Genomic DNA, 13,903 nt, shown 5'->3' with positions numbered 1-13,903 from the left:
ACGTACTGCACGCCACTATAGCTTAGTAATGTAAAATACACCTTACATAGCTTCACTATCAGGCGCTTCCCAACTTCTCACATCAATCTTGCCCGTGACAGCAGCAGATATTACAGCCGTACGGCGTTCTTGCATCAGTTGGATTTGCTCATTTGCTTTCACTTCAATTGCTCTGTAATGTTCTAGCATGTTATCTAAATAAATTACGATTTCCTTTTGCTCATTATGCGAAGGAAAAGCTCCCTTAACAGTACCAACCCTATCTATATTCAAATTTGCTTGAGAACTTTGAGTCGACGTTTGCTCAAATGCAGGTAGAGCTGCTAAAAAACTATATCTTAAGAACTCAACACCGACGCCTGTATAAGGTTTAAAACCAATAACACTGTCTGGCGCGTATGCTTCAAAACCTAAAATTGCTGTATCACCAATATTTGCAGCAATCGCCATCATCAAAGTGCCCTCTGGAAACAACTGGCTTACGCTTTTACCTTTTTCATTTAAGGTTTGCGAATATGAAGTTATAATTTTTCCTGCACGTGCTACATCGCCAGTCTGAATAAAAGGATATTCACCGTCATAAAAAGCAGGGTCGTTACGTGGTCTGTGACCAAACTTACCGCGATAAATTTTAGACGCATGTCTATAACTCTTAACACTCCAATGCTCCGGCACTTCCCCCAACCACTCCACCCCAGAATCTTTCATTATTGCATCAGGGTTTAAGCCTTTGGTCACAGCATGACTGATAACGGCTTGGCGCTTTTCTTTTAATAGTTTTATTAAGGTTTGCTGTCTTTCGATTAGGGTATCGATTTGGGCGGTTTCATGGTCGAGGAAGTTAGCGATTGTTTCAGCTTCTTCATAAGTAGGCTTGAGAATAATCGCATTTTTTATTAACTCTTGGTTAAGAATCCTTGCTCCATATATATTTGTAGATGCGTTTTCAATTAAAAACTTTGGCAAAACATAGTATAAGTATTCAAGTGGTAGCAAAGAATCCGATGTGAAAGATGCAATAGCTTCATTTGTGTACATATCACAACCAGCGAAAGATACAGACCCTACAGATAATTTAAAGCTATAAAGCAGTGAGCCTTTGGAAGTTATATCCATAGATGCTTCTTTAGCTGCTTTATCTGAGATTCTCTTGACGGTGTCAGTAATTACCTTTCCTCTCAAATCAGATATATTAGCCCAAATATTTTCACCTATAAAATTAGAGTCATTACCTGTCGGTGGTGTCCAACCCACTTGAAATGGCGCAATATACTTAATCTTACTCATAACCCAATGCATTGGAATAACATCTAACCACTCAACCCCAGAATCCTTATATTCTGCATACTGCTGATACTTCGTTAGCACTTCAGTCATTACGAATGCACCTCACCCAATAACTGCATAATTTCCGCACTAACCGCATCCAAGTCCGCATCGATATCGGCAAGCGCGCGCGGTGGCTCATACACATAGAAGTGACGGTTAAACGGTATCTCATAGCCGACCACGCCAATCTCTGCATCGATAGCATCCACCTTATCGGCATTAATCCACGCATCCGGCACATGCGGCTGCACCTCACAAGCGAAGTACGCTTCAATCAGCGCCGTGGTGGTCATGCTTGGGTCAAGCGGTACGTTTTCATAATCACGCAAGTCACCATCTGGCTGGAACTCTACGATTTTGGCGGGCTTGTCCGCTTGTTGATTAGTCGGGGCAGGTTTGTAGCTAAACGCACCATACAGCGGATTGGCAGCCTTAACCGTCTTTTTGATGACCGGCTCAGCATTGGGGTTCTTCCACGTGATGGCATCTATCAGCTGTTTTTTCTCTTTGGTATCAAGATTAACATCAGCGTCTTTTAGAGCTTGCTTGAACACTCTTTCAAACTCATTGAAGTCATCAAATTGGCGCGTGCCGATAGCCGTTTGTAATGCCTTAGCTTTATTCATTAGCACAAGCTGCGACTGCCATACCTTAGCGGCCAGTACGTCTTTGACTTGGCTTTCTTTCAGCTCGCTAAAGTCTGCCTTAATCATGGCGCGTGCTTCTAACGTGACCGCTGATAAGTCACCATAGTTATTATTTTCGCTATCAGTCGTCCAGTCACTACCAAACTTCTCATATAGCGCTGGCATGACCACATCAAAAGGCTTAGGCGCATAGCGTAGGCTCTCGATATCACTATCAGATAACTGGGCTGATAGACGTAGCGGACGCTCAATAGTCAGGCGGCGATAGCCAAACTCATAGGTGGCAAATATTTTACTGGCAAAGGTTTTGGCGGGCTCAGATTTAGGATTAGCCGACTGACGACCACGGTTGGACTTCACCTCTTCTGGCTTATCTAGCACACGCGCATCAACCACTTCAAAGTCACCAAAGCTGCGGGTAATGGTCTTGATGTCGTCATGATTCATCTCATTACGCTTAGAGCCAAGTGATTTACGCATTTTGCTGTATAGATTGCTACCGTCAATCAGTTGCACGTGACCTTTACGCTCAGCTGTTTTCTTATTGCTTAATATCCAGATGTAGGTAGCGATGCCGGTGTTATAGAACATATCGTTTGGCAAGGCGATGATGGCTTCTAACAAGTCGGCCTCTAAGATATAACGGCGAATCTCACTCTCGCCACTCCCTGCGCCGCCCGTGAATAACGGCGAGCCATTTAAGATGATACCGATACGGCTGCCTTGATTGCTGTTTTGAGTGCTGCCGTTGTCTGTCGTTTTATCATCACCAGTAATCGGACGCATCTTGCTAAGCAAGTGCATCAGGAACAATAGCGAACCATCAGACACGCGCGGCAAGCCAGCCCCAAAGCGACCGTCAAAACCTTTTTGCGTATGCTCATCATTGATCTCGCCTGATATCTTTTTCCAATCTACGCCGAACGGCGGGTTAGATAGCATATAGTCAAACTTCTCAGCGACCAGTTGATCATTGGATAAGGTATTACCCAGCTTAATGTTATTAACCTCTTGCCCTTTAATGAGCATATCGGCTTTACAGATTGCATAGGACTCAGGGTTTAGCTCTTGACCATAGGTACGCATCACGGCGTCAGGGTTCAGCTCTAGCACGTATTCCATACCAGAGGATAAGAAACCGCCCGTCCCCGCTGTCGGGTCATATATGGTGCGAATAATGCCGTCTTTAGTCAGGGCGTTATCATCTTCCATAAATACCAGTGAGGTAGTCAGGCGGACGATATCACGCGGGGTAAAATGCTCCCCTGCGGTTTCGTTAGAACTTTCAGCAAAGCGGCGTATTAATTCTTCAAAGACAAAGCCCATTTCATGGTTAGAGATAGTCTCAGGGCTCAGATCGGTATTGGCGAACATCTGCACCACTTTATAAAGTAGGTTGGCATCCGCTAACTGACCGACAAACTCTTCAAATTTGAAATGCTCAAATATCTCACGCGCGTCTTTAGAAAAAGATTGTACGTAAGTATTGAGGTTATCTTTGATATCGCTTTGACCCATCTTGCTGAGATCCATCGGCGAGATATTGTAGAACGGTCGCTTGCTGGCACGAATGATGAACTTCTCTTGCGCTTCCTCTGGCAAACCCATCTCAGCGATACGCTGGCTCTCTGCAACCACATCTGCCTTAGTATCTTCTAATACGCACTCTAAGCGGCGCAACAGTGTGAATGGCAGGATAATACGGCCGTATTGCGATTGCTTAAAGTCACCACGTAATAGGTCAGCAACAGACCAGATGAAAGCCGCTGTTTGAGAGAAGTTTTTGGTCATGGGATTGTCTTATTGTTTGTTGAGCAAGGGTAAATGCTTGGGATGATATGACAGGCTTAAAAATTGGCTAACACGTACTGCGATGGCGTACATCGACTTATGACGGCTTATAAAGCTCATTGTATGATAGTAGGGTATATAAAGACCAGCATGAAAGCGGAATTAAAGGTTATATTGAATAAAAGAATTCTTGTTAAGAATAGATAATAATTTTTGGAAGCAGAAAGTCAGGAAGCAAGAAATTTAGGAAGCAAAAAACCCTGATTTAGACATTTATTCCAAAACAAAAAACCGTCTCTAAGCCAATGAAATAGGTAGTTGGCATTGGAAGCAGAAAAAAACTCAGGAAGCAGGAAATGGAGTAATCATCTACTTACAGTAGTTGATTTAAATGTGTGGTGGCACACTCAAAATGCATGCGAATTTATTCGTTTATCTATTGCTCAGCACTAAGAATATTTCAAAGAAAACGATAAATATAAGAAAACTTGTAAATAAAAGTGACAATAAGCAATCTTAATTATTTATACCGGCTAACAGATCTTCGTTATTTTTATATACTGATGGCCGCTAAGTCCAAAGTGACTTTTGCAAATTGCGGTATATTTTGCGGTATATTTTTATTTTATAAAACCTAAAGCCTTTTATATAAAAGCATTCAGCCTACACTTTACTTCCTGCCGTTCCGACCAAATATAGTAGTAATACAGAAAAGCCAATCATTGTTTTCAATGGTTGGCTTTTTTTATGCTAAATTTGGCTAGTGATTGTATGATGTATTCAAAGAACAAATGATAGAACTTTGGGCAAGGCTAGGAATGATCAAGTAAAAGGTATTTACTCATATTCTTGTACTATCACCACCTTGCATCTACTTTGATTTAAGAGTGTAGAGGTGTGAATTGTGAGCAATAACGATATAGCATTAAGTTTCGATACTTTAGAATATTATAGCTTGCAAGAAGCTAGCGAATACTTAAATAGAAAATATAAAACTGATAATATAAAACCAAAAAAATTGTTAAAACTAATATCTAGTAGAGGAGTAAATGCTTTTATTCATTTTCGTATGGACAATCTTTCTAAAAAGCCATTACGTGTAAAGATTGAATCTTATGATTCAAATGTCTTTCCTAACGATGTCTACAGCTTAAGTGAAGAAGAAGTAAAGCCAACTTTAAAGATTGCACATAAACTGGAAAAAAGAGTATCTAATGGATTAATAGATGATTTATATATGGGGTTTATCTTATTCAGAGTAGATGAATATTCTTTGTTTAATTTAGCGATGGTTAATAATTTACAAGATTCGACTTTATTACTTTTAATAGAAGGTTTTGTTTATAACTCTAGTCATAATGACAATCCATGTAAGCCAAAGCAACTCGATGAATGGGATATAACTGTGAAAGATAAAAAATATCGTATGTTAGAAATTAACACCTTAAGCTTTGTGATTGACTCTACGGATGACGATGATTTAAATGAATTTACAGAGAAATTTCCTTATCTATGTTCATTTGATAAAAGAGATACATTTTCATTTATTGAAATTCGTATAAATATTGATAATTTAATTATTTTACATAAAGATTTATTAAGAATTGAAGAAGAGGTTATAAATAATAAACCTATTGAAAATAGAATGCACTTTGAACCTCGTAAAGGAATTAGTCAGAAAAAAATACTAGCTAAAGAGTTTGCAAAACATACAGCTATAGAACATTGGAAACGAGATATCGAAAACAATATAAAGATAGGTGAAATGTGTGAAATAGTATGGTCTAAATTAATAGATGCTGGCTTTGATACAGAACTCCCTAATCATACTATAAACTTAAAACCATGGATTAAAGAAGTATCACCTAGCTATGCTAGTGAAGCAGGCAGACCACAATCATAATTTAATTGTACCTCAACCTAAGTTAATCTATATAAGCATAGGTTAAGGGGATTTTTTTAATTAGCCACACCTCATACCATAGAGCCATGTTGAGAGCCGTATCAATCAAGTTACGGTAAATATGGAGCTATAAATATGTCACACTTAGAAAAATCTGAAGTTTCAACCATCACAAAATCATCAGTCCAAAAAATATTTAACAAACCACCCAAATTGTCATTGGCTATACTAAAATTTCTGATCATTATCCTAGTGCCTTTATTATCAAATGCACCAGATATTCAGCTTAATTTTTATATCATGATTTAGTAATAGGACAATCAAGCACTACCCTAGCTGATACTTGTCATCTATAGACTTTTACTAAACAAGCCGCTAGGGTAAATACCTTATGTTTACTCTGGTTTGACCTATGTCTGAGTTTAAGACTACACGCCCTGATACTCCCACAACTTATGCACCTTGGGAAGCATACCAGCGACCTTATGTGCGAGATTTGGCTTACGTGCTGGCATGTCCAAATGTTTTGACGGCGTGGCTGGACTTTGCGCCACATCAGAATACACATGCGATTACGGTACATAGCGCAAGTTTTTGGCAAATGCAGTTTGAGGCATATCAGCAGCGTTTAAAAGAGCTGGATACTACCAATGATTATCAGGAGCTAACCCGCTATTTATTAAAAAGGCCCAGCCCCAATCGTTTGGGTTTTCATTTTGAAGGATTGCTATCATTTTGGTTAGAAGATGGTTTTGCGCGTAACTTACATCCATACGAGATACTGGCTAGTAATGTGCAGTTATTCAACGGCAAACAGACGACTGGCGAGCTAGATTTGATTTTATATAACCATAAAGAAAAGCTAACCGAACATTGGGAGTTGGCGATTAAATTCTTTATGGGATCAGTGCCTTTTGAGCCTGAAAATTGGGTTGGGATTAATTCCAACGATAATTTGCAGCGCAAAATGACCCATATGCAAACCAAACAGTTTCGTACGGTGTGGGTGGAAACCGAAAAGCATGGACAAGTTAAGATTGATAAGCGTTATGGTGTCATAAAGGGTCGGTTCTTTTTGCCAATAAACGCCAATGACTTTATTTATCCTGCTTGGTTAGCGCCGAGTTTTCCGATACATGAATGGTGCGATAAGAATGATACGGCTAATCTCGCTACGATTGATATAGCCGCATTGCGCGCCGCGCATTATATCGAATGGTTCAGCAAACGCGACTTTTACGATGGACGTCAATCGCCTTTTATCTACGATGAAAATGGCGCACTAAAAACAGGACTATACTTCGAAGGAGATAGACCGATAGTCATCTACCCTAAGCTACGCGACGGAGCAGAAGATAAGTTTTAGCAACTATGCTTTTTATCATGCTGAGCTGTTAATTTAAGCAACCGATTTTCTAAATTGATTGCTTACCAAGCATAACGTCCATATAAGCTAATCTCACTACGTTTGGCTTTTTCAGCATCAATATCATCAGTCAGTAATTTAATCCCACCATACTTGCTATCTATCGCTAAACCAAGTGCCTGTGTTTGCGGTTCTATTAATCCGGTAATAACTATAGGTATAGGCATAGATGGATTATCTAGTTGATAACCAGCTGACAACTGATAAAGGGTTTCAATATCATTCGCTTGCGCATGGGTACCAAGCTGCCATTTATCTGTCAATTGATGAGTCAAACTGCCCTCAATACGCCAAGGTAATGTCTGAGTAACATTATTAGTTCTTAATTGACCGTGCGTTTCATCAATAATTGCTCTATTTACATCGTAATCTAATACGTACTCAGTACTCGGCATGTCTTGCCAATGCATGCGACCAAGCACATCATAGCCACGAACCAAAAGCGCGGTCTTATCTGTTATCTGCCCTGCCAGCTGGATATCTACTGAATAGCCATAACCTGTAGGCTTATCCGGATACCAATTTAGGTCTTCTTCTCCAAGTGCGGGCTTATCGTAATAATAATTTAAATCCGTTTTAATATTGTTTAAACGATCGATATTCCTAATCGTTTCGCCCTCAAGAGCCGCCTGAGAAGTCAACGTCCCTACTGCATCCCCTTCAAGCGCATGTAGCCCTTTCCAAAGATTCGCGTATGCCGTCAGTTGCCAATTAGGAACGATTTTCTGAGTAAAACCTATATTTGCGCCAACACGCTCATTATGCTTTGCTTCTAGATAGATCGGGTAAACCTGATCTTTATTAGGAATCTGTTTGTTTTTATATTGCCAGTATAAGTTGGCTGTTTCTTGATTAAAACGCATCATATAATCATAGCGCCAGCCCAACCCATAACTAATTGCACTATTCGCTGGGCGCACCTCTACTGCCATGCGTCCTTGCGCATAAGCATGCTTGCCCGACTCTAGAGGCGCATCCCATTCCTTAATAAAAGCAGCAATTGGCTGCGCTGGGCTATGGGCGGTAATCATAATCTCCGTAGTCACCTGCGGTGCTATCCATTGGCTTGCCACAGCCGGAGCTTCCATAAACACAGGATTGGATTGTTGCGCCGTAGCAGACACGCCAATACCCATACTCATGAGCAATAATAGGTTAACGGATAAAGTGGATTGGCAATAAGCACGACCCTCTTGCATACGCTTAGGCGATTGGTCTATCCACCTTGATTTTTTAACACAGCTAGCACGATAGGTACAAAACATAGTCATAATATTCTCAGCGGTATTAAAAAGACGTCAGGCATAAAAAAGAGACAGGGCTAGCTGTCTCTTTCTCGAGTATTATAAATATCTCAAATACTTATAATTAGCCTAGAGGAATAAAGGATTTATCAATAAATTTAGCATTTGTGTTGCCATTGTTTTCTAATAATTCACCATAAATTCTGCCATTTACCTTGATATCAGCAAGCTTACCTGTGCTAGTATCTTGCTTTATAATGTCATTATTGGCATCAAGATTTAATACAATAACTGCATTGTTTTGAGTGAAAGTTAGCTCTGTTCTAATGACATTGTAGTCGCTATCTAAAGTCGTTTTACCAGTTACGTATAGGTTTTTCTTATTAACAGTTGCAGTTAGAGCTTGTAACTCAATTACATTGCGAGCAGTACGCTTTAGGTTTACTTGGATATCAAGAGGAACAGGAGAAGTGCTAGTCGTATTCTTTCCTGCTACTGTACCTTTGAGTGATAGCACGACATCCATACCGACAAACTTATTAGCGATTTCTTCAACATTACCGTCTGCCGTAACTTTAATAATATTTTTAATATCATTTTCATTAGCAACTGCGTTTAGTGTAATGGTAGCATTAGTCGCAGGTTTCACTTTTATAAGCTGACCTGTCAAATTGATGGTTGATGGTAGCGTTCTGACCACTAATTTACCATTTGCAAGTTTATGACTCATATCTAAAAATGCAATTTTAAATTTAGTGGCATTAATAATGCTGTCATTGGCTTGTATCTTCAAATCACCCAATTCCATTACCGCTCTTTTAAGGGTAATGCCTGCTCGGTTTACATCGTTTAAGTCAAACTCATCATTGACTATAACTTTGTCGCTAAACTCTCCACTAATAGTGGCTCCCTTTGAGGTTGAGCTAAAGACAACTTGCTCACTACCTGAACCAATATTAATGCTATTAAAGCCAAAACCACCGCTGAAAGTTGTACTACTAGCATTTGAGCTTAAACTGTTTTTGAAACCATTAAACGTAGTACTAAATGTATCTTCAACAACTACCCATTCACCGTAACCAGTTTCAGGATTATAAATATAGTCTTCTTTTTCACTCAAGACAGTAGTCGTACCAGACAAAGTAAATTCGCCATTTGCGTTTTGTATGGCAGTAAAGTCGCTGCTAGGTGCTAAGGTAATATTGCCTATCGCATTATTAAAGTCAGCATCGGTTCCTAAAGCGATAATATCGGCTGATGTAAGCTTTTGCTTATTCTTTGTTTTCATATAGGTAGATAGACTTTCTGGTATCTCAAAAGTGATATCAATACGCTGCTGTTGTTTATTAGTCAAAATATCGCTCGCGCCTTCATAAGCGTCTGAGATTGCTTGATTGTCTAAAACAAACTGCTTAGCGGTTTGAATAATACTTTTAGCTTGATCAATTTCAGCAACACTGTTATCTACAGTTGGTTTAGAAGGAACACCTGGAATGTTTGGACCATTACTACTAGAGCCATTATTATCACTGTCGCTGCCACAACCTGCTAATAAAAGGGTACTTGCTAGTGCCACTGCCGTGAGTTTAAAAACTTTCATAGAATAGTCCTTTACCTTGATAGAATTTTTTTGGAATAATATAATTCAATTTACTTATTCATTTTCGCGATTCTTAATAAGATAAAAGACAAATTAAGAATAAGAAAACTTAAGTCCACTTGTAAGTAAATAATCATACATTTATTAGCTAAATTAGTCTATAAGGTAAAGAATTATTATCGTTATGTTACGTAAAAACTAAGTTAATAATTTTCATAGCAGAATAAACTATTGATTCGTCTTATCAATAACTTTCAATAACCTGCATTAGCTCATATCTCAGCATATCCGCACTAGGCATACGTTCCGCATGAAAGCGTACAATGGCAATACCCGCGCTAGCAAGGGCTTTATCTTTTTTATCATCCGCTTTTTGTCGCGCTTTACTGCTATGCGTCCAATCATCAAGCTCGATGGCCACCAAAGTAGTCTGTGCATCAACGTCGACGATCACATAATCGACACTTTGACGGCAGATTCGATTAAACCAAAAGCTACGCTCGGAGGTCTCATTACTGTTCGTCTCGATGATTCGTGACAGCTGAACTTGCACAAAGATATGATATTCCGGCAGCGCATTTTTTAACTTATTAAAAAATATTACCTCAGTAGCGGTCATAATCGGCATCGGCGCGAATGGCCAAATAGGTAGCTCGTCGCCGCGTACAGGTTGCGGGTCAGGTTCAGTAATTTGTTTAGTAGAAAACAGTTTTGGTAAGGTAATAAGCCCCAAAAACCCAACCGCCAATATTAAAAATATAACACCAAATGACATTGTTTTACCTTATACATTATCAAAACAGTTAGATAGGTATGATAGCCTTGCTAATATGATAGCTTGGCTAAAGATGACATACCTCTAACCGCAACCTGTCAGCCCTTATAGGCTGACAGGTTATACAGAGAGAAACAGAAAAAAGCGACGCTCATCGTAACTAAGCATGGGCTAATCAGCAAACACTAAAACAAAAAACACGACATCAGATGTCGTGTTTTAATCATAAGAAAGTAAGAAGCTAAATAAATATAACGAAAGCTATGCTATTTATTTAGGAATCATTCATTTGTAGCAGCCTAGACGCTATTTTAGCGCCAGTATAATACCCAAGCACTGGTCGTATTAACTTTGGGGTCGCTATTGATTTTATCTTTTAGGGCTAAAGCAGCTACTTTACCACGCTCGGGACCTACGACCACGCGTACACCGCGACTAGTAGTACTGGTCTTAACTTGATAGCCTGCTGCTTGGAATTTTTTTGCTAATTCATCCGCTTTGGCTTGGTCATTCGCCAACGCCACTTGCACGCCAAAGCTACCTTTAGCATCAGTTTCTTTAACTTCCTTGCGAGCCTCACTGAGTTTCTGCTGGGCGTCACGCTTCGCATCAACCGACTTCTTGGCTAACGCTTCTTCTTTTTGACGCTTGTCTTCACGCGATTGCTCAGCAGTTGTTGCTTCACGCTCTAAACGCTGTACTTGCTTACGTGATGGGATGGTTATATTTTGACCCAGCTGTAACGATGCCGATGGTGAGAGGTTGTTCGCTTGAGCCAAGACTTCTACCGGCATATTGTATTGCCGTGCCAGTTTAATCAGACCATCGCCTCTTTTGACTTGATAATCAGAGGGCGACTTAGGCGGCTCATTCTTAGCTGCTTCTGCTACTTTAGCCGCCTCTCTTTTGTTCTCAGCCATGGCCTGTGCTTCAGCCTGCCTTTTCGCTTCAGCTTCTTTTTTGCTATCTGCTAACTTTTTAGCAGCGGCTTGTGCTCTGATGCTGGCTTGTCGCTGAGCTTCTTGTTGCGCTTGGGCAGATTTTTGCTGGTCGTTAGTACTCGAGTTTGTGGTCGTGTCAGCTGATGTATTAGCGCTATTATTATTGCTCAACTGCGTGGTTGGCGTTTCAAGTGTATTTTTTGCCGTCTCTTTATTGACACTGTCTTCAGCAGCGGGTGCGCTGCTAGCCATATACTGCTGACTTTCAGCTCTTGCTTTTGCCAATGCTTGTGCCTCAGCGGCCTCTTGTTCAGTTAAGAACAGCTTGGCACGCTTTTCTTGCTCTGCGACGCGAGCCGCACGTTCTTTTTGTTTTTGTGCCAAGATACGTTTTTCTGTCTCGATATCAGTCGTCAGTGGCTGCGGAGACGCTTGATCGCTACTTGGCTTATCTATCATCGCTGACGTTGGCGCTGGTTTATTCGTATCACCAATCTGTTGCACCATAGCGTATAGCATCACGCTACCGCCTATAATCATCCCAATGCCCAATAAGGCTTGTCTCGAAAAATTCATCCGTTTACGTCTCTTAGTTGGTAATAAGGTTGATTGAGCGGCGAAGCTATCGTCTCAAAGCTATGTTATAGAAAGCTATACTATAAATAGCCTTGATAAACAGTTACTGCCGCCGATTACGTCTATCAGTTTTCAAACAGTTTTCAAATTTTATGCCGACCTTCTAATAACAGCCTTCTAAATCACTTTGATTATAAAGCATATTTTTCATGCTGTCTGCCATCACGCTGCTACTAAGACTAACATTAAACGGTCACGGTTTTAACTTAAATCATCACATCTCAAGTGCAAACAATGCCTCTCCAATCGTATGAAAAGAGCCACATACCACGATTAAATCTTGTGGCTGACTGGCAGCTATAATCGCATAGGTTGCTTCTGACAAACGTTTAAACTCATGTATCTGAGCATCATCGACATAGCGCGCTAAGATACCTTGCAAATGCTCCGTACTGGCTGCCCGTGGATAATCAATTTCGGCAATAAACCAGCCGCTAATCGGTAAACCTGCTTCGGTCAAACGCTGCACGACTTTATTGATATCTTTATCACCCAGCATGGAAAACAGCATTTTAATGCTGGCAGGTGCGCTTTTTGCTTGGTTAATTTCATTAACTTGTTCAGCTGTATGTTTCTTTGCCAAATGCTGCTGCCAAAGCGGTAATAACTGTGCCAACAAAAACTCAACGCCCTGCTCATTATGTGCCACATCAAATAACCAATGACGAGCGTGCATCTCACGGTAATCAAAGCGACCTGCGAGCTTTACCGTTTGTAGGGCTTGCTCGATGGCATTGGTATCAACATTTAATGGACTTGCCAATACCGCTGACAAGGCATTGGCGGTATTGGTCAACGACAGCGCAGGGCGTGGCAATTGTAAAGTAACAGCGGCATTGCTATATTGCCACGTAGTTGAGTCAATTTCGCGGTAACTAAAATCTTTCCCCATTTGATAACAGGTCGCCTGATGCTTATCAATGGCTTGCTGTACACTGGTTGGCATCTCATTAGCGCCATAAATCACGCTAATGCCATCACGTAAGATACCCGCTTTTTCCGTACCAATATCTTCAACGTTATCGCCTAGCCAATCGACATGATCGATGGCGATGTTGGTAATGACTGCCATATCAGCATCAATAATATTGACCACATCCAAACGTCCGCCCAGCCCTACTTCTAATACCCAAACATCACAATCTGCTTCGGCAAATATAAGTAAAGCTGCGAGTGTCGTCATCTCAAAAAATGACAAAGTTAAATCGCACTGCAACCGTGCTGCTTCTACTTTGCTAAAGGCATTAATTAAGGTCTCATCACTGACCATCTCGCCATTGATGCGCACACGCTCGTTAAAAACGCTCAGATGAGGCGATTGATACAGTGCCGTTTTATACCCTGCAGCTTGGCACATCTGCGCAATAACCGCAGTCGTTGAACCTTTGCCATTGGTGCCTGCGACGGTAAATACATAAGTGTCATCTTTAGCTGACTGTACCACCCCTAGTGCCTCAGCGACTGGTAGCACGCGTGATAAGCCCATATCTATCGCAGAAACATGGATCTGCTGCATATAATCAAGCCATTCGGTCAGGCTGGCTTCATTGTGAGGGCTACTGCTGCTAGGGCTATGAGAAACTAAAGAATCAGACATGGACAAAACCTATA

9 protein-coding genes are annotated in these 13,903 nt (G+C 40.6%); 2 read left to right on the top strand and 7 right to left on the bottom strand.

Annotation, left to right across the window (positions count from 1 at the left end; all coding sequences use genetic code 11):
* Positions 1 to 42: 42 nt before the first annotated feature.
* Together DABAL43B_RS02785 and DABAL43B_RS02780 are read right to left on the bottom strand one after the other, a co-directional pair.
* Positions 43 to 1,377: a restriction endonuclease subunit S gene (locus tag DABAL43B_RS02785; protein WP_197684667.1), complete on the bottom strand. Its 1,335-nt coding sequence runs from the start codon at positions 1,375 to 1,377 to the stop codon at positions 43 to 45.
* Positions 1,377 to 3,767, bottom strand: a complete 2,391-nt coding sequence (locus DABAL43B_RS02780) for a type I restriction-modification system subunit M (protein WP_079690971.1) — start codon at positions 3,765 to 3,767, stop codon at positions 1,377 to 1,379. The genes DABAL43B_RS02785 and DABAL43B_RS02780 overlap by 1 nt, the downstream gene beginning before the upstream one ends.
* 904 nt (positions 3,768 to 4,671) lie before the next feature.
* Here DABAL43B_RS02780 and DABAL43B_RS02775 point away from each other — a divergent pair.
* A complete protein-coding gene (locus DABAL43B_RS02775; protein ID WP_079690970.1) occupies positions 4,672 to 5,670 on the top strand; it encodes a hypothetical protein in 999 nt (332 codons plus the stop codon).
* A 412-nt stretch (positions 5,671 to 6,082) separates the two neighbouring features.
* Positions 6,083 to 7,036, top strand: coding sequence for a DUF1853 family protein (locus tag DABAL43B_RS02770; RefSeq protein ID WP_079690969.1), 954 nt, complete (start codon positions 6,083 to 6,085; stop codon positions 7,034 to 7,036).
* 62 nt (positions 7,037 to 7,098) lie between these two features.
* Here the strand turns inward: DABAL43B_RS02770 and DABAL43B_RS02765 are convergent, their stop codons facing one another.
* The 5 genes from DABAL43B_RS02765 to DABAL43B_RS02745 form a co-directional block, all read right to left on the bottom strand.
* Entirely contained in the window at positions 7,099 to 8,367 is a 1,269-nt protein-coding gene (locus DABAL43B_RS02765; RefSeq protein WP_145952485.1) for a hypothetical protein, read from the bottom strand.
* A gap of 97 nt (positions 8,368 to 8,464) precedes the next feature.
* The gene (locus tag DABAL43B_RS02760) at positions 8,465 to 9,940 is read right to left on the bottom strand and encodes a hypothetical protein (protein ID WP_079690967.1); all 1,476 of its coding nucleotides are present in this window, start codon (positions 9,938 to 9,940) and stop codon (positions 8,465 to 8,467) included.
* Between the two features lie 244 nt (positions 9,941 to 10,184).
* On the bottom strand, positions 10,185 to 10,715 hold the full coding sequence (locus DABAL43B_RS02755) for a DUF2726 domain-containing protein (RefSeq protein WP_079690966.1): 531 nt from the start codon (positions 10,713 to 10,715) through the stop codon (positions 10,185 to 10,187).
* Between the two features lie 311 nt (positions 10,716 to 11,026).
* Positions 11,027 to 12,232, bottom strand: a complete 1,206-nt coding sequence (locus DABAL43B_RS02750) for an SPOR and LysM peptidoglycan-binding domain-containing protein (protein ID WP_079690965.1) — start codon at positions 12,230 to 12,232, stop codon at positions 11,027 to 11,029.
* Between the two features lie 274 nt (positions 12,233 to 12,506).
* On the bottom strand, positions 12,507 to 13,889 hold the full coding sequence (locus DABAL43B_RS02745; protein ID WP_079690964.1) for a bifunctional folylpolyglutamate synthase/dihydrofolate synthase: 1,383 nt from the start codon (positions 13,887 to 13,889) through the stop codon (positions 12,507 to 12,509).
* Between the last annotated feature and the right edge of the window lie 14 nt (positions 13,890 to 13,903).

The organism is Psychrobacter sp. DAB_AL43B, assembly GCF_900168255.1.
GTDB lineage: Bacteria > Pseudomonadota > Gammaproteobacteria > Pseudomonadales > Moraxellaceae > Psychrobacter.
The sequence above is the reverse complement of the archived record's forward strand: the minus strand, read 5'-3'. Positions and strand labels throughout refer to the sequence as shown.